This window comes from Enterobacter sp. 186315 (assembly GCF_053290175.1).
Map to the genome: position 1 here is coordinate 144,926 of NZ_JBPTTK010000002.1, position 16,589 is coordinate 161,514.

General features: G+C 51.8%; 15 protein-coding genes. 4 read left to right on the forward strand and 11 right to left on the reverse strand.

Annotated elements, in window-relative coordinates; translation table 11 throughout:
* Positions 1-114: 114 nt before the first annotated feature.
* From trpS to ACSVHP_RS03070, 3 genes are all read right to left on the reverse strand, one after another.
* Positions 115-1,116, reverse strand: a complete 1,002-nt coding sequence (trpS, locus tag ACSVHP_RS03060; RefSeq protein WP_447550934.1) for a tryptophan--tRNA ligase — start codon at positions 1,114-1,116, stop codon at positions 115-117.
* 289 nt (positions 1,117-1,405) lie between these two features.
* A complete protein-coding gene (locus ACSVHP_RS03065) occupies positions 1,406-1,969 on the reverse strand; it encodes a hypothetical protein (protein WP_447550936.1) in 564 nt (187 codons plus the stop codon).
* 406 nt (positions 1,970-2,375) lie between these two features.
* A complete protein-coding gene (locus ACSVHP_RS03070) occupies positions 2,376-2,900 on the reverse strand; it encodes a hypothetical protein (protein ID WP_417313189.1) in 525 nt (174 codons plus the stop codon).
* Between the two features lie 248 nt (positions 2,901-3,148).
* Here ACSVHP_RS03070 and ACSVHP_RS03075 point away from each other — a divergent pair, with 248 nt between their 5' ends.
* Together ACSVHP_RS03075 and ACSVHP_RS03080 are read left to right on the forward strand one after the other, a co-directional pair.
* Positions 3,149-3,865, forward strand: coding sequence for a winged helix-turn-helix domain-containing protein (locus ACSVHP_RS03075; protein ID WP_447550938.1), 717 nt, complete (start codon positions 3,149-3,151; stop codon positions 3,863-3,865).
* Between the two features lie 4 nt (positions 3,866-3,869).
* Positions 3,870-4,376, forward strand: coding sequence for a hypothetical protein (locus ACSVHP_RS03080; protein WP_447550939.1), 507 nt, complete (start codon positions 3,870-3,872; stop codon positions 4,374-4,376).
* 8 nt (positions 4,377-4,384) lie between these two features.
* Here the strand turns inward: ACSVHP_RS03080 and ACSVHP_RS03085 are convergent, their stop codons facing one another.
* Positions 4,385-6,001 carry an EAL domain-containing protein gene (locus ACSVHP_RS03085; protein WP_447550940.1) on the reverse strand — a complete coding sequence of 539 codons (1,617 nt, stop codon included), beginning with the start codon at positions 5,999-6,001 and terminating at the stop codon, positions 4,385-4,387.
* Between the two features lie 172 nt (positions 6,002-6,173).
* On the opposite strand from ACSVHP_RS03085, the gene ACSVHP_RS03090 reads away from it, so the two are divergent.
* Entirely contained in the window at positions 6,174-6,821 is a 648-nt protein-coding gene (locus tag ACSVHP_RS03090) for a hypothetical protein (RefSeq protein ID WP_447550942.1), read from the forward strand.
* Between the two features lie 59 nt (positions 6,822-6,880).
* Here ACSVHP_RS03090 and ivy read toward each other — a convergent pair whose 3' ends face one another.
* The 5 genes from ivy to ACSVHP_RS03115 all read right to left on the reverse strand — a co-directional run bounded on the left by ivy (position 6,881) and on the right by ACSVHP_RS03115 (position 12,348).
* Positions 6,881-7,327, reverse strand: a complete 447-nt coding sequence (ivy, locus tag ACSVHP_RS03095) for an Ivy family C-type lysozyme inhibitor (protein WP_447550943.1) — start codon at positions 7,325-7,327, stop codon at positions 6,881-6,883.
* Between the two features lie 39 nt (positions 7,328-7,366).
* Complete coding sequence (locus ACSVHP_RS03100; RefSeq protein ID WP_447550945.1) at positions 7,367-8,026, reverse strand: fimbrial protein; 660 nt, start codon at positions 8,024-8,026, stop codon at positions 7,367-7,369.
* A 458-nt stretch (positions 8,027-8,484) separates the two neighbouring features.
* On the reverse strand, positions 8,485-11,010 hold the full coding sequence (locus tag ACSVHP_RS03105; RefSeq protein WP_447550946.1) for a fimbria/pilus outer membrane usher protein: 2,526 nt from the start codon (positions 11,008-11,010) through the stop codon (positions 8,485-8,487).
* Between the two features lie 63 nt (positions 11,011-11,073).
* On the reverse strand, positions 11,074-11,748 hold the full coding sequence (locus ACSVHP_RS03110; protein ID WP_447550947.1) for a fimbrial biogenesis chaperone: 675 nt from the start codon (positions 11,746-11,748) through the stop codon (positions 11,074-11,076).
* Between the two features lie 75 nt (positions 11,749-11,823).
* The gene (locus tag ACSVHP_RS03115; RefSeq protein ID WP_447550948.1) at positions 11,824-12,348 is read right to left on the reverse strand and encodes a fimbrial protein; all 525 of its coding nucleotides are present in this window, start codon (positions 12,346-12,348) and stop codon (positions 11,824-11,826) included.
* Between the two features lie 1,029 nt (positions 12,349-13,377).
* Here ACSVHP_RS03115 and ACSVHP_RS03120 point away from each other — a divergent pair.
* Positions 13,378-14,070, forward strand: coding sequence for a hypothetical protein (locus tag ACSVHP_RS03120; RefSeq protein WP_447550950.1), 693 nt, complete (start codon positions 13,378-13,380; stop codon positions 14,068-14,070).
* 38 nt (positions 14,071-14,108) lie between these two features.
* Here the strand turns inward: ACSVHP_RS03120 and ACSVHP_RS03125 are convergent, their stop codons facing one another.
* Positions 14,109-15,086: a fimbrial protein gene (locus ACSVHP_RS03125; RefSeq protein WP_447550952.1), complete on the reverse strand. Its 978-nt coding sequence runs from the start codon at positions 15,084-15,086 to the stop codon at positions 14,109-14,111.
* Positions 15,087-15,367: 281 nt separating this feature from the next.
* Complete coding sequence (locus ACSVHP_RS03130) at positions 15,368-16,336, reverse strand: fimbrial protein (RefSeq protein WP_447550953.1); 969 nt, start codon at positions 16,334-16,336, stop codon at positions 15,368-15,370.
* Between the last annotated feature and the right edge of the window lie 253 nt (positions 16,337-16,589).

The window sequence follows — 16,589 nt, forward strand, 5'->3', positions numbered from 1 at the left end:
TGATTTGACTAAGGTCATCTTTAATTAACGTGATAATAAACGTTCGTTTTAATGGATGTTGGAATAGGTAGTTTTGGCAGCCTGTAATTCGAAAACAGGCTGCCGGAGGTTATTTCAAAACACTGGCACCCCCAGCCCCACCTTCACCTCTTTCAGCGTCGCCTGCGTCACTCCCTGCGCCCGTTCGGTCCCGCGCTTCAGCATCGCCATCAGCTCCCCTTTATCACGGATATACATCGCCCGGCGCTCCCGCATCGGCGCGATCAGTTCCTGCAAACAGGTTTCCAGCTCGTTCTTGCACGATCTGTCCCCAAGCCCGCCCGCCTGATAGTGCGCCTTCATCGCCGCCACCTTGTCTTTGTCCGGATGAAACGCGTCGAGGTAAGTAAACAGCACGTTGCCCTCAATCTGCCCCGGATCGCTCACCTTCAGGTGGTTCGGATCGGTGTACATCGCGCTGACCGCACGGTGAATAGTCTCTTCGCTGGCGGAGAGGTGCAGCGTGTTGCCGAGCGATTTCGACATCTTGGCGCTGCCGTCGATGCCGGGCAGGCGGCTGGTGTTGCTCAGCATCGCCTTGCAGTGGCGTAGCACCGGGGCGGGCAGCAGGCTGTTCATCTTGTGGACAATCTCGTTGGTCTGCTCAATCATCGGCAGCTGGTCGTCGCCGACGGGCACGCACTCGGCCTTGAACGCGGTGATGTCCGCCGCCTGGCTGATGGGGTAGGCCATAAACCCGACCGGCAGGGAGCGGGCAAAGCCCTTCTGCGCAATCTCGTTTTTCACCGTCGGGTTACGCTCCACGCGGGCGACGGTGACGATGTTCATATACAGCATCGTCAGTTCGGCAAGGGCGGGCAGGGCGGATTGCAGGCAGATCGTGGTCAGGGTCGGGTCGATGCCTGCGGCCAGATAATCCGCCAGCACCTCGGGGATGTTATCGCGGATCTTCTGCGGGTTGCTGCCGTTGTCGGTCAGCCCTTGCAGGTCGGCGATCAACACATACTGGTTGTGCGTCTGCTGAAGGGACACGCGCTGGCGCAGCGACCCGACGTAGTGGCCAAGATGCAGCGGGCCGGTCGGGCGATCGCCGGTGAGGATGGTTTGAACGTTCATAAAGACTCCTTAATGTGCAATTGCCGAAAGGGGTCTTAAAAATGTGAAAGCCGCCTTTCGGCGGCTATCTGAAAATGGGATAAACAACTCCGGGCCGCCTTTAAGAAGGCTGCCACCAACGATTTGCGGTGATTATGGCGGAGTATGTATTCATCAAAATACCGTATCATGCCTGAAGCGAAAAACCAAAGGGGATGTCATGCTGCAATCACTTAACCCTCTGACGCTCGCGGTCAGCGACCTGCAAAAAAGTCTCTCTTTCTGGCGCCAGCTGCCGGGGCTGAGCGTACTACAGCGGCGTTTTACACTGACGCAAAATTAACGCCGTTGCGTACAGGCCCATCGCCACAATAAACAGACGTATTCCCCCTGAACTCAGCCCCATCGTCAGGACTAAAACCGGGTGGCTGCTGCTGAAGGTAAAGATAAAGACCTGGAGCGTATCGCGAACGGCAGGGAAGCAGGCGTCTACAACCAGAAGAAGGCTGGACGCTTTCAGTAGCCGAACAATAGAGCCTTCAAGGATGTCCCCGTCGCGCAGCTTATAAAACAGCAGGGCTACCAGCACCAGGGCCAGGTAATAGGGGATAAAGCCGCACAGATCGACGAGCATCGTCAGAATATAAACGCCCCAGCCGCCCAGCGCGACGTGCGCGATCTCAGGATAAAACCGGGCGTAGTTCTCATAAATTTCCTGGAACGCTTCGCCGCTGAACCAGGATTCCAGCATGTACCAGGTCTCGGCGACCGAGCAGACGATCAATAACAGGCTGACCGCCACGCACAGGATGCGAATGCGGGTTAGCGCCGCGTTGTGCTTTGTCTGGTAAAGCGCACCGGTCTCGATTGCCATCGACAGCCCCTTATTTTTTAAGAGAGAGAATAAACAGGGCCAGGCCGCCGACAAGTGAGAGAAACACGCCCAATCCCATGGCGTACATCACGCTAAGAATAAATGAAGCAGTGTGTGGCATCGATTTTCTCCCTTTCTTTTTGTCCCTTCTCAGGGCTCTCCTTCGCGGCTGAATATGGCTGTTTATGCTGGAATAAAAAGGAGGTAGCAGTCCTGTCTACTACTACCTCAAAGATTGAGAACGAATGTTACGTTAATGATATATATGTCTTTACACCCCCTGTAAGGGCAGGAGTGATATTGCGGCTTATTATATAAACAATGCTTAAACATATATCTGGCGAAAGGTTAATTAAGAAAGTTCACAGGTGTCTATATACAGTGGTGCTAAGCTGTAGGATCTCATTTACCAATGAGAAGGCGCAGAAGCGATCCCAAATACGTGCGAAATGGTCTGCTCGTTATTCTTTTTGAAGCCAACAACCTGCTCCGCAACGGCTAATTGCTGGAGCAGACGATTGAGCTGGGAATTTTGCGCACGAAATGACAATTGAGTGGGTGAGATTTTATTTGCAAAATGGCTGATATTTCGAGTAGCGTTACTGTACATTTCGCTAATCAGCTTATTTATTAGTGCATTAATAAATATTTTCTGGCTTATAGGGAGCTCCGGATAATAGATGATTTTTCCGTATAATAAGCCCGTCAGAATGCGGTAAATCCTGTCGGTACATAGAACAAGTGCATTGTCTGCGAGCATAAGTTCGGGCAAAAAAGAGAGGGCAAGGCACTGACCATCGTCAGGAAGCAAGAACACTTTGGAAGAAAAAGCCGGCAGACTGTTTTGATGCAATGCCATTAACTGATTAATGCTGCGGTACAGCATCTCGTTGTGAAAATAGTCGGGAGAAAAAACGTCAATCTTCAACATAATACACCCCGTTATAATTCATCGCTTTTTGATTTAGGGCGGGATGTTAATTTCACTTAGGTCACATGCCACCCAGGTTAATAAAGTAATCAGAAAGGCCTGGTTGTTGAAATATATGTTCAGGGTTGCCGCCGATATACATTTTTTGAGCCGTTTTTTATGAGGATTGAGGTTTTTATGCTAGAATCTCATTTTACTTTCGGTGTGCTCATATCCAGTTGGAGCTATTCAGCTAAGTAAGAGATTAAATGGAATACATTATCAACGATCTGGTTGTATTCGATGTGCAGCGCGGCCGATTGAGTCTGCCCGAAGGGGATGGAGAGGTGTTTCTCGCTCAGGCAATGACGCGTCTTCTTAAGCTCTTTATTGAAAAGAACGGCCAGACCATCGAGCGTGAAGAGCTTTTCGAAAAAGTCTGGGATGACTTCGGAATGCGATCTTCTAATGCCAACCTCAACCAGCATATTAGCCTGTTGCGTAAAGAGTTTGCGCTGCTGGGCCTGCCGGACAATATCATCGTCACCGTCCCGAAAATCGGCTTTAAATTTATTGCCGATATCGCCGTGCGGGGAAAAGAGGTGTCCGCCGAGCGAAAATCCTATTTGGGCTGGCTTGCTGCGGGCGCTCTGGCGCTATCATGCTGTTTTGCCGTTTATACCGCCGTGACGGTGAGCCGCGAAACCTTGCCGCCGATTAAAAAAGAGTACCCGCTGGGCACCGTTAACGGCTGCAAGGTTCTCTCTTTTAACCGTGTCGAGGCCGCGTTAATTCCTGAACATCTCGATATGGTTCGCTTCTTATTACAAAAGCTGAATCTCTCCTGCAACGCGGATAAAGAGATCCGTCTGAGTATCGATCAGCATTTCGCCTCTAAACATGCCCAACGGGTATTTTTCTCTCTTTGTCAGAAAGAGGGCTCAGTGGAATGTATTAATCTCTACACCCATAACGGGGAAGGATAACGCGATGAAACGGATCCATGCGTGGGGAATTCTCGGCGGGTCTGCATTACTGGTCGCCGCCAGTATCAGCACGCTGCTCTGGAACTCACATCATAATGGCTACAGCATGGTGTGCGGTACGCGACTGGATATCACCTATGATTCCTTAAGACGTGACTCGGATAAACTCACCGGTGAAATGTCGTTGCAGCTTAAAAAAGATTACACCGGCACGTTAAACGTGGCGGGCGATGTTTACCAGGATGAGAAACATCTTTTCCATATGTTCCGCAGCGTGAAGTTTAATTATGAACTGGCCGATAAGAAAAAAGGGCTGGTAAATCTGAAGTTTACCGGCGTTGAATTTTACCCGCCGGACTCAGAGAAAAACCAGTACACCTCCTGGCCGATAAACAAAAAGGACACCGGCAAGGAGATGGAGCTGATCGTAAATATGATTGAGCCGGGTCTGATGCTGGTTTCGAATTTCTACTCGCCGGTCATGAACTGCGGGGAAATTCTGGATAACTAACCCCGCCGTTACGGCAAATACATCTGCTGGTGATGACCCTGTCTCTCCAGCATCATATGCGTGATCATGTCCTTCAAGGACAGCGGTTTAGAGAATAAATAACCCTGCATACTGCTGATACCTTTGCCGGCAAGGTACTCAGACTGATATTCATGCTCGACCCCTTCCGCAATGATATTCATGCCAAGCTTTCTGGCGATATCAATCACGCAGTCCAGCAGGACATTATCCTCGTCGTTTTTCCCAATCTGGCTAATAAACTGTTTATCAATTTTGATGTGGTCAGGGTGAATGGATCCCAGATAGGCCAGGTTGGAATTGCCGGTGCCGAAATCGTCCAGCGCTATCGCCACGCCCATTTTGCGCAAGGTGGACAGAACCTCCTCCAGCCGACTGGTGGTGCCGATATCATCGCGCTCGGTAATTTCCGCAATGATATTGACGCGGTCTTTGCCCACCGTATCGAACAGTTTTTTGCAGTCTTCAATGAAGGTTAAAGACTCAAAATGCTGCTTGCTGAGGTTAAAGCTGACGTGAATTTTATTCGGCAGCCTGGCTTGCAGATACTGTAAATCGCTGGCGACTTTCTCCATCAGCAGCGAGGTCATCGGGACAATCAGCCCGCTCTGTTCGGCCAGCGGAATAAAGGCATCGGGCGGGATCACGCCGTGTACCGGGTGGATCCAGCGGGCCAGCACTTCAAACCCGACAATATTGCGCTCCTCCACGTTCACCAGCGGCTGATAGTAGGGGACGATTTGCCCGCGCTGAATGGCGTTTTCCAGCATATGAAACGGCGATTGCTGTCTCGACATCCACAGGTGATACAGCCATCCCGCCAGCGCCGACAGGATAACGTTGAGGATAAACAGGTACTTGCCGCGCTGCCAGACCATAGGAAAGGTCGGCGCACCGTAGCTGTAGGCCACGACGTAGGGGAAATGGCTGGAGCGGTAAATTTTGTATCCCTCCTGCTCGCCCGGCGGGGCGGGAAGGACTTTGCCGGTTTTGGTCATCAGCATTTTGCCTGACTGAAAATAGGCGTCGTTCAGCGTGCCGATCTGTTGCAGCGCGTCACGCAAAAAATTGCCGTGGATAGTGACCACGACGTCCCCGTCCGCGAACTGCTTGCGCAAGGAGAAGGCGGGAATGCCCGGCGTAACCACGGTGCCGGGATGCAGCGCCAGCTCGCCCCCCTCAAAGAGTTCAACTTCCAGCGGCAGGGGCTTGTTGATCAGCAAAGAGGAGCACCAGATCGTGCTCCCCTCCGCCAGGTTGATGGAACGGATATACGGAAAAAAGGCGTTGAGGTGCGCCAGCTGCCAGCCGGTTTCGGCGGTACAGGCTTTGTCTAAAAACGACTGGCTGCGGATGGCCGTCTGCTCGGCCTGGGTGAGCATAGCGTCAATATGGTGAGCGATTTGTCTGGCGTTGTTCTGGGCATCCGCCTGGTAGGAGCGGTAGGTTTGATACCAGATCGAGATGCTACCGGCTATTAACATAAACAGGGTAATAATACCCGCCGTTAGCAAGACGTAATATTTTCTTTTCAGTGGCATGGTTTTGCTCGTGACTATTTTTTCCAGCAGTCGTATCGCCATATCGGAATAATCATATGCGGTCATGAAATAATAATTCAGGACACTATCAGGCTGGATAACATTATGGCGATCATTATACGCGGTGCGGACTCGCAGAGTTAGTGCTGATATTTAAAATCAGAATCCTCATAGCTCACAGTTAACCTTTATTTATATAGACTGAAATTCCTGCACAGCGTTAAGACAATATGTCATTATGATAAAGAAACGTTTATTTTCAGCAATACTGCTGCCCGTTATTTTATCGGGCTGCGATGATGCGCCAGCGACGAACGCCCTGCGCAAAATCCAGAAAATAGTGGAGCACAAAACCACGCCGTTTATTACGGTCGACTCCGTCTGGCGCGGCGATGTGAGCCACTGTTTTTACGAGAAGCGCCACGGCGAGTGCCTGATCAGTACCATCCAGAACTCCGGCTCGCCGAAAGCGGTGGCGGCGGCGATGTATGTCTCTGCTAAAGAAGATTACGGCTATGTGTCGGGCTACACGCGCATTCACAATATCGCCATCGCGACCGTGACCTACCCGTTCCGGGAGAAGAATACCCAGGAGGATATCCTTGTGCCGTCAGAGGGCGCGCCGGTGGATATGCAGGACGCGCTTCAGGATCTGGAAGCAAATAGCCAGTGGCAACGATTTTTACAAAAGCAGCCTCATGCTTTTCCGGTCGGGCCTGGTTTTTTAGTGGATAAATCCGTGAACTATCATGGACAGCAGCTATTTTATGCTTATCCGGTAAAAGTGTGTGAAGGGTGTGAAACGATCGGGATTTTAACCATGAGTTATAATTTCGATCGTTCAGGTGATTTTACGGGGAACGAGGTGGTCGGTGTCGTTAATTAAGATATTCATCACCCGGTTTACGCACCAAAAAAAGGCGCCGCCACTGCGACGCCTTTTTTTTATTTGAAATTAAACATGCCCGGGTGATTATCCGCACTACCCGTCAGGGCGGCAAACAGCGCTGTTTTACCGTCGATAGACAGTTCATCGCTGATATTCAGCCACTGTAAGGTCTGCTTATTTTCACTTTCGTTGCTGGTGGCCAGCACGCCCGCCATTTTTTGCATTTTCGGTGAGTAGAGAACGGCAATTTTCTCTGCGCCGCAGTCGTGCGGTTTGCAGGCGGTTTGCAGCTGATACGTCACGCCATCAATGGTGACGTTTTGCCCCTGTGAATCCACGCCGCCTTTCACCACCCACTGCGGCAGGGTGGTTTTGCCCACCATCTCTTTAAACGCGGCGGCGGTGGTTTTACCCGTCGCCAGCTCGCTGACGGTCGGCATGTCCGCGGCGTGAACGGCGAATGCGCTTAAGGAGAGCAGCGATGTGATAAGGACTTTATTCATAGTCATTTCCCTGTTGGTCACGATGTTAACTCAGTAAAACTAATTGTAGGTCATGGTAAAGGTCGCGGTGCCGTTGGCCTGGCCTGCGGTCACCGACGTGGCCGTCTGGTAGTAGCGTGCGGAAAGCGGCACGTTGAGGTTCCCGGCCGCCGTGACCGAGCCCACGCTGAACGCGGTGTTTAACGCTTTTGCCGCACTGCTGTAGAGCAGCTGGATCCCAATGCCTGTCGCACTTTTCCCGGACGTGGGCGTGTCGAGGTTTAATATGCCAGTGCTGGCGTTATACGCGCCGCTGGCACCCGGCGAGAGCGTCATGCTGACTTTGGTCGCGCGGCTGCACACCAGCGGGACGGTGAAGCTTTGCGCCGGGGAGGTGCTGCCTACGCCGGTAAAGGTAGTGCGCTTGACGTCACCGAGGGGGACGTTAATTGACGTGCTGGAAACGTAGCAGGCGGGGACGGTGAGTGTGACGAAAGCGAAAGCAACGTTACCGCTTTCAATAGGCGATTTAACCGTAGCTCCTGCGGTATTTAGGCACTGTAAGCCCAGACTATTACCCCAGACCGTATTGACCACGCCAGGCGTTACCGTTGCTGCCGTTTTAACCAGGGCATAATGAAAAGATCCCGTGTAGGTTCCAGCAACCGTCGAGTTAGACAACAGAGTGATAGGGCCACTGGTGTAGGTCGTTCCCCACATCGCTAGCCCTACGCCGTTTAGATTAGTGTTATATACGGTTGCACCCTTATAGGTAATCCCGCTGACCACTGTTGCTGTGGGAGTCGCAAAAAAATAGAAGGGAGGTCTGCCGGTCGTGACATTCACCGTTCCCTTTGGGGATGTTGTGATCTCAGAGCCGATTAAAGATCCAATCGCTGCTGTAGGAGACACTGTGAAGGCGCTCGAGCCTAGATAACTCAAAGTGTAATCCCATCGTCCACATGTACCTGTGACAGAAGCATGGGAGGATGAAAACAGCGACCCCGACAAAATCACCATCAGGCTAAACAGCGGCATCAGCAATAACCCGCGCATAGCCCCCGCAGCCCCTTTTCTTGTCGCCAATAAACAGGCATTAACATTACGCATTTTTCACGTTCTCATTGTGAAGATTCAAAAAGGCTTCCCATCACGAATAATGGAAAGCCTGAACAGTGTTAACGGCACGCCACGCTGTCGAGATACCGTAGCGACGATTCGTCTTTTTTCTGCGGCGGTAGCACAAAGTCTGCGCGACAGGTACGGCCGTTGCCGTTACCCCATTTCGCCACCAGCGAGCCTTTATCCGGCACGCCGCTCAGGTAAACCTGACCGCCGTCGCCCACAATCCCGGTTCCGGAGCCCTCTTCGCCGTCGAGCGTCACCAGGGCGCCAAACGGCAGCGGTTTGCCGCCGAACAGCAGCGTCATCAGCACGCGCGAACCGACGCGGGTTTTAAAGTCAGCCACCACCACCGCGCCCTGGGTCGGCACCACGTTCTGGGTTTTCAGATCCACATCCACGTTCTCCGCCAGCGTCTGCGTATCCAGCGCCACGCGGTTACGTTTGTAGGCGCTCACATACGGTACAACGGCGTAGCCGCGCCAGTCGGTCTTCACGCCGGAGTGGTTTTCAACCAGCGTGCCGGACGCCCCCGGCGCCCTGACCAGCGCAACCGTATCGCCCAGCGGCTGCGACAGCGTGACGCCATACGGATGGACGATAACGCCGCCCGCCAGACCGTAGTTCACCTGGCGCGTATCCTGGGAGTAGTTATATCCGCCCGTCACTTCGCCATAGGTGCCTTTGTAGTCCGCCGTGGCGTAACCGCTGTTACCTTCGCCTTTGTTGGTGTAACCCTGACTGATGCTGTAGTTCAGGTTGTTATTGGCCAGCGCCGTCCCGCTCAGGCCGGCCTGCTGCACCGTTTTATGCTGCTTGTCGGTGGTCACGCTGTAGTAGGCGTTGGCGTTCGGCAGCCATTGCCCCAGCGGGATCGACAGCGAGAAGGCCAGCTGCTGGTTGTCCGGCCCTTTGTCTGCCGGGCGGGTCCAGGTGTAGTTCAGGCCCCAGGTCATGTTCCACATATTGACGCTGTAGCCCACCGCCAGGTTACGTTCGCTGCCGCTTTGCCCCCAGTAGCGCTGGTCGTAGCCGGACAGATAAAAACTGCCGTAATCCCCGAGCGTCTGGGTGATGTTGAGCTGGGTACGGCTGCGCTTGTGCCCGTACCAGAAGGTGCCCGGTTCCCCGTTCGGCACCATTTCGTTGGCTTCCTGGAAGTCATAAAAGCCGTTAGTCGAGTAGCGATAGCCCGCCAGCGTGAAGTTGGTGCCGGTCTCGGCGATATCTTTGGAATACTGGATACGGTACGACTGGCCCTGCTCTTTGCTGTCATCGCGCATTTTGGTTCTGGACTGGGTCACATCCGCCGAAACGGAGCCCAGCTCGCCGAAGCCATGACCGATACCGATAGCCGCCGACTGATAATCGCCCGCGCCAATCACGCCGCCGTACAGCGTGGTGTTCGCCGGCAGGCCGTAAATCAGGCTGAGCTGCCCGAACTCCATCTCCCGGGAGCCCGACACGCTGCTGCGGTATTTCCCGCCCACCACGCCGTATTTCAGCTGGCCTTCACGCTGCATGATCGGCAGGGAAGAGTAGGGCTGAACAAAGCGCTGCTCGCGGCCGTCGGCTTCACGGATGGTCACGTCCAGGTTGCCCTGAGAGCCGGTCGGGTAAAGATCGTTAATGGCGAACGCCCCCGGCGGGACATACGACTGATAAATGATGTAGCCGTTCTGGCGCACGGTGACCTGCGCGTTGGACTGGGCGATCCCGCGAATGATTGGCGCAAAGCCGCGCTGGCTGTCCGGCAGCTGGTTGTCGTCGGAGGCGAGCTGCACCCCGCGGAACTGCACGCTGTCAAACACTTCGCCCGGCGTGTTGCTGTCGCCCATCGTGAGCTGGGCGCGCAGGCTCTGAATGTCGCGCTGCAAATAGCTGTTCACCGAGTTCCACTTCGAACCGGTGTTGCTGGTGCTGCTCCAGGTCGAGTAGTTGCGCAGACGCCACGGACCAACGTTGGCGCCGCTGCGCAGGTTTAAAAAGTTACTTTCATAGGTCCCGCTCTGACGTTTGTAGTCGGTCTGCGATCCGCTATAGGTGTAGTTCAGCAACAGGGCCGGCACGCCGTGATCCCACTGTGAAGGATCGACGTAGCCGCGCACCTGATTCCCCATCGCCGCCTGCGGCACGGAGATATCCAGACGCTGCTGGCTAAAGTTCAGTGAGGTATCGGCCTGAGGAATGTATTTCCCCGGCTGCGTAATTATCGCATCATCTTTAAGGCTGACCAGTTCAGGGAAGAGCGCAACCTGCACGCCCCACTGCTTCAGCTGGGCGAGCGTCAGCTCGGGGCGCAGCTTGCCCTCTTCGGACACGAAGTTCACGTCGCGGGTTTCAGCCTGCTCCCCGTTCACATAGATATTGACGTGATACACCCCCGGCGCCTGCCCCCCGGTTTCGGCAAAGCTTGACAGATCCGCCGCTTGTCCGCCGTTACGCAGGTCGATGGCGCTTGGGTTGAAGTAGTCCCGTGCCAGTACAGGATGGACGAACATCAGGCCTGGAATAAGGCAGGCCAGCAGCGACAATTTAAAGGGCGGCATTTTGCACAGGTGAACATCCGCAAAAGGTTTCATAACTGTCCCGTATTGTTGTTTTTGTCGATGGGTGGGGTGTGACTGGCTACGTTCTGAAATGGGTTAGAGCGTGGCGTGAGCCTCTTTGGTGATACCGCCGAAATCGTCAATCGCCTTCCAGCGAACCAGGCCGCCATTGGAGGCTTTCAGGGCAAGCGTGCTGCGTGGCGCGACCATGCCGGCGTCTTTAATCTCTTTGCCGCCGATATTCACGCTGTAAAACGACACGTAGTACGGGGTCGGGTTGTTCACTACCACGTTGCCGCCCTGACGGCTAAAGGTCAGCGCTTCATAGGCTTTTGCCGCGTCTTCATTGCTAAGCGCAGTCGGGCGCCAGAAGAGCTTAATGCGCGTGCGCACGGTAATTTGCAGCTGGTTTTTGTTGGTTTCCTCTGAAGAGGGGATCGATTTCACGTTAACCATAAATACCGATTCGCGATCCTGCGGCAGCGCCGTGGAGGTCGGGATAATACGCAGGATATTCTCCTGGCCCGGATCCAGACGGAACAGCGGCGGCGTCATGGTGAACGGCGGTTTTTGGGTATCGGATTCCACATAGTTGTCGATCCATGACTGAATCAGATACGGAACAGTTTTGGTTGGGTTCTCAACCGTCAGCTCGGCTTCGCGTTTGTCCGCATTAAAAACGATGCGCGTTGCGCCAACGATGACGCCAGCAAAGGTCTGGCTTGAACTCAGTAACAGACCTGCCATACAAAAGGCAGAAAACCAGCGCATGCGATCCTCCTGGTGATGAATGAAAAGAGATGGGGGAAAAAGGGCAGGCCGGGTGCCCGGCCTGCCAGACCATGCTTAGTTGTAAGCGATGGTGAAATCAGTCGTTGCGTTCGCAGTACCCGCGGTAACAGACGCTGCGGTAGACATGTATTTCGCGATGAACGCCAGGCTGTTAGTGGTCAGCGAGCTGTCGATAGTCTGCTTAGCAGACGCGGTGTGCATAGGCACCAGGGTGCTGCCGTCTTTTTCATAGATAGCCACGCCAACGCCAGTCGCGGTGCTGGTGGAAGCCAGCTTCAGGATCTGGGTGTTGGTGGTATCAGAGGTACCGTCGAACTTAACGGATGCCGCGGTCACAGTCTCTGGGCAGCTGGACAGATCGATGGTGAACGCCGTTGGTGCAGCAGTCACGCCCGCAGCGGTAAACGCTGATGATGCAACGGTACCGAGGTTAACGGTCTGGCTTGCAGAGGTGGAATCAACGGTACAGGCTGCATCGGTGATGTTACCGGTGAAGTTGATGGTGCCGTCTGCTGCGTTCACTGCGGTCGCGGTGAACAGGCCTGCCATAATGCTTAATGCGATAAATTGCTTTTTCATAGTCCGGTTCCTGGTTCCGTCCGGATTATTACCGGAGGAGCTTTATTTTTATTAAGGTTAAATTCCGATTCCCTGGTATTGGTGAATAACGGAATGGAGATGCCAGCAGTACTTTGCCTTCCAATAAAGTGCACTGATAATATTCACCTGCAAGCAAGCGATGTTTATACAAGCGGTAATACTCTCAGACTCGGTGTCTTAACGATCCCTGTCCATACGCATTTCCTGCTGACGGGGCTCATTCTATTTTTTTTTAATCGGATCACAATATGTCTCTTTTTGTGTTGAGTGGAGTCAGCGGAGTTGGAGGCTAATCTTGTCTTTTGAGCTGCTCTTTTAGGATTAAGTAGTGAAAAATTCTGATTTTCGAGTGTTTAGAACCTTGTTTTTGGTGTTTATGACCGACTTAATTGATGTCGCAGTGCTGATGTTTTTTCTGCTTTTACATGTATCTTAATGAATTGTAAGGATAATTTTGTAATTTATCAGAAATGCGATCTTTTTCGCTTTAGGAATAGTCGATCGCAGCGCATTTTGTATGCCTGAAATAAATCCTTAAATCAGAATTTGAATATTGTCTTAACGGGGTTTCTATCGCCTGATAATAGTTTCAGTCAGTGCATGTCGTTTACTTTGCTGGCGATTTATCCCGACGTTCGGAAGGCTTTTCTGACCTGGTGTTCGCATCATATCAGCTGAGAGAAAAGCAGGTGAGTCGCATGAAAAACGTCCAAAGCGCCAGGAAAATTTCAGTCTCTTCTCCTCTCTGTGCGACCACATCGAGCGTGTGGTTGTAACACCCTACGCTCAATTCTGGTTTAAAAATCTATAAAAATATAAAAAGCGGGTAAAAATATGTCTTTATTTGTTCTTTCTGGATTTAAATTCCAGCAAGGTAAATTTTAGGCGTATCGTTGGCACATCAAAAAACGTGCGAAGCGAAGCGCCTGGATTCTTGCTCTGGATCAAAAGAGATGACGCGAGCCGCTGACTTCCATGATGTGCCACTGGCTGAGTGAGTGAGAACAAATGAATATTGAGATTGTTACCGCGAATAACTTCTATAAAGAGAGCATGTCCGCGCTGTTCGCAAAAAACCTCGGAAAGTTGTGCGCAGCGAAATATAATCGCGACACGCTCAAGGTGTTTATTCTGCCGGATGATGCAGACTGCATCTATTTACCTCACTCTTCCGAGCTGCTGGATGCTGATTACGCCGTGGTTTTTTGCACACCGGCCATTAAGCGTATTTTTTCCGGCATTTTCTTTGACAGGAATGTCTGCTTTATAACGCTGGATGCGAAAGAGGATGTTTTGATTGAAAAATTGCTGGGTGCAATGGCGATAATATCGCAGCAGCCGTCGTTCTATCCGCGCCAGAAAAATATCTTCGAGCGCTTAACCGCGACGGAAATGAGTACCCTGGATTTTATTATGTATACCGGACAGGGCGTCACGCTGTCGAAAACGCAAAGCCTGCACAAACGAAACGCGATGCACAAGCTGGGCGTGATGAGCACCTTCGAGCTCTACTGCAAGATGAAGCTCGCCGAAGCGCTGATGACCAAAGTGAAAGGGGTGAAGGGCGCGTACATCGATTTTCTGCACACCAAGGGCAAGTTCGCCAGTGATGAATACAGCTCGTTTGATGTGTATGCCCTGAGCACCGCGCATCCTTCCGTGCGTAACCTGCCTTCAGATCGGTACGGTACTCTTCTGTAAATCCCACAAAACCAGCCCATCAACGGGCTGGCTTTTTCTCAGTTGTAGGTCATGGTAAACGTGGCCGTTCCGTTCGCCACCCCGCCCGTCACCGTACTCGCCGTTTGATAGTAGCGTGCGCTTAACGGCACCGTCAGATTTCCAGCCGCTGCCACCGAGCCGACGCTAATGGCGCTGTTCAAGGGTGCGGCGGCGTTGTTATACAAAAGCTGAATCCCCACACCCGTAGCCACTGTGCCCGCTGTCGCCGGGTCGAGGTTAATCACGCCGTTTGCCGCGTTAAACGCGCCGCTGCTGCCGGGGGAAAGGGTGATTTTGGCGCTGGCTGCCTGCGAGCAGGTTAAAGAAATGTTGAAAGTCTGGGTGTTAGCCGTGCTGCCAACGCCAGTAAATGCGGTGTTTTTTGTCGTACCGAGTGGGACATTAATCGCGGGATTGTTCACGGTACAGGCTTTTGCCGTCACCGTTGGATTGCCGGTAATTGCTATATTGTTATATATATAATTACTCATGCCGCTACTGTGGGCATCACAGGCTAAAAGGAATGAGTTGAAGACTACCGAGTTTGGTGTGCCGCTCGACGCCACGTTAGCTGTTTTTATTAATGCGTAGTAAATGTTATGCGTGGTCGTCGCGGCAGAGGCTGCCGCTTTTTTCGTTATCATAATTGCGCTGTTCTTCTTTGGGACTGAATTATCTGACCAGACAGAAATACCCACACCATCAATATTGGTTGAATGAACGCTGGCGCTGTTCACACTATAGGTGACGTTGCTAATAAGAGTTGATGCAAAAATTAAATTTATCTGTACCTGATATTGAGGCGTCAGGTTTGTTAACACCATCTGGGTTTGCCCGGTAGCAATTGCCGATCCAATTGCCGCTGAAGGATCAACCTGAATGTTCCCTGAAAAACTGATAACGGGATATTGGTTTATAGCAACACAGTCGCCTGCTGCCCAACTGCGAAAACCAATAAAAATCAAAAAAGCAAAAAGAAGGTTTTTTTTTAACATGTTCAACACCAATAAATTATCTTAAAAATATACCGGATGAAGATCGGGCATAGCTGTCAATTAAGATAATATTAATTGGGCTTAAATGTAATAGCGGAACGTTGGTCTCAACTTAAATCAGATAACACCTTTTCCTGTCACTTATTTCAGGCCTGTTTTCTCTGTGTAAGTTAAAAATACAATATTAAAAATTGCATACTGAAATGTTCATGGAATATTATACGCTCTATTCCGCCGGGACGGTTTAATTTCCCGGTGTGTATGATGGCTGACTCGAAAACTTAATTGTAGGTCATGGTAAACGTGGCCGTTCCGTTCGCCACGCCGCCCGTCACCTTAGTCGCCGTCTGGTAATAGCGCGCGCTTAACGGCACCGTCAGGTTTCCTGCGGCGGTTAAGGAACCGACGCTAATGGCGCTGTTCAACGGTGCGGCTGCATTGTTATACAAGAGCTGAATACCCACCCCTGTCGCCACCGTGCCCGTCGTCGAAGGGTCGAGGTTAATCACGCCGCTCGCCGCGTTGAACGCGCCGCTGCTGCCGGGTGACAGGGTGATTTTGGCGCTGGCTGCCTGCGAGCAGGTTAAAGAGACAGTAAACGTCTGGGTGTTGGCCGTACTGCCGATGCCAGTGAAGGCGGTATTTTTTGTCGTGCCGAGCGGGACGTTGATGGCGGGATTGTCAACGGTACAGGCTTTAATGGAAACGGTTGGCGCACCCGTTACGGCTATATTAATTGCATAATTATCAAGCATGCCACTTACAAGGCAGTCATTAATGAGTTGATTAAACACAACCGAATTAACCGTACCACTCGATGTGACGTTTGCGGTCTTGACTAATGCGTAATAAATATTGTAGTTCATCGTGACGTACCCGACGCCATCGGGTTTTGAGATGCTTAATGCGGTCGATTTTGGAATGTTATTATCCGCCCATACAGATATACCCACACCTGCCAAGTTAGTTGGAAACACTGCTGCACCATTTACGCTATAGGTGACTCCGCTGACTGGCGTGCCTGCAAAGAGGAAGTAAGTAATAGATCCTCCCTGCAAATTACTGTTTAGCGTTGTTAGCGTTTGCCCCGTCGCTATAGCCGATCCAATTGCTGCTGAGGGACTCACCTGAACCGCGCCGGAAAAACTAATAACAGGGTACTTTGTCACAGTCACACAACTTGTCGCTGCCAGACTGGCCTCTGTTCCACTTACCATGAGTACGAGGAATATAAAGAATTGCTTTAACATATATGGACTTCTCATATCAGAACAATACGCCTGCGTTTGGTCGCTATGATCACAGGTTTATAATATTGTTTGATATAATATCATCTAATTAATTCAATCTTTTATAAATCAGAATATACCCCTGACGGATATCCAGGAATAATACTTTTTCAAGAGTTTAGAAATGTCATCAGGGGAAATACAATCATATTCCCCCTGAAGCGTTATTTAATTTTGTAGCCGGGTGACGGCGACCTTCACCCGGCCAGCAAGA

Bases quoted from the DNA above. Each gene is read 5' to 3' on its own strand.
- trpS (WP_447550934.1), bottom strand. From the start codon at position 1,116: ATGAACGTTCAAACCATCCTCACCGGCGATCGCCCGACCGGCCCGCTG.
- ACSVHP_RS03065 (WP_447550936.1), bottom strand. From the start codon at position 1,969: ATGGCAATCGAGACCGGTGCGCTTTACCAGACAAAGCACAACGCGGCG.
- ACSVHP_RS03070 (WP_417313189.1), bottom strand. From the start codon at position 2,900: ATGTTGAAGATTGACGTTTTTTCTCCCGACTATTTTCACAACGAGATG.
- ACSVHP_RS03075 (WP_447550938.1), top strand. From the start codon at position 3,149: ATGGAATACATTATCAACGATCTGGTTGTATTCGATGTGCAGCGCGGC.
- ACSVHP_RS03080 (WP_447550939.1), top strand. From the start codon at position 3,870: ATGAAACGGATCCATGCGTGGGGAATTCTCGGCGGGTCTGCATTACTG.
- ACSVHP_RS03085 (WP_447550940.1), bottom strand. From the start codon at position 6,001: ATGACCGCATATGATTATTCCGATATGGCGATACGACTGCTGGAAAAA.
- ACSVHP_RS03090 (WP_447550942.1), top strand. From the start codon at position 6,174: ATGATAAAGAAACGTTTATTTTCAGCAATACTGCTGCCCGTTATTTTA.
- ivy (WP_447550943.1), bottom strand. From the start codon at position 7,327: ATGAATAAAGTCCTTATCACATCGCTGCTCTCCTTAAGCGCATTCGCC.
- ACSVHP_RS03100 (WP_447550945.1), bottom strand. From the start codon at position 8,026: ATGTGGGGAACGACCTACACCAGTGGCCCTATCACTCTGTTGTCTAAC.
- ACSVHP_RS03105 (WP_447550946.1), bottom strand. From the start codon at position 11,010: ATGAAACCTTTTGCGGATGTTCACCTGTGCAAAATGCCGCCCTTTAAA.
- ACSVHP_RS03110 (WP_447550947.1), bottom strand. From the start codon at position 11,748: ATGCGCTGGTTTTCTGCCTTTTGTATGGCAGGTCTGTTACTGAGTTCA.
- ACSVHP_RS03115 (WP_447550948.1), bottom strand. From the start codon at position 12,348: ATGAAAAAGCAATTTATCGCATTAAGCATTATGGCAGGCCTGTTCACC.
- ACSVHP_RS03120 (WP_447550950.1), top strand. From the start codon at position 13,378: ATGAATATTGAGATTGTTACCGCGAATAACTTCTATAAAGAGAGCATG.
- ACSVHP_RS03125 (WP_447550952.1), bottom strand. From the start codon at position 15,086: ATGTTAAAAAAAAACCTTCTTTTTGCTTTTTTGATTTTTATTGGTTTT.
- ACSVHP_RS03130 (WP_447550953.1), bottom strand. From the start codon at position 16,336: ATGTTAAAGCAATTCTTTATATTCCTCGTACTCATGGTAAGTGGAACA.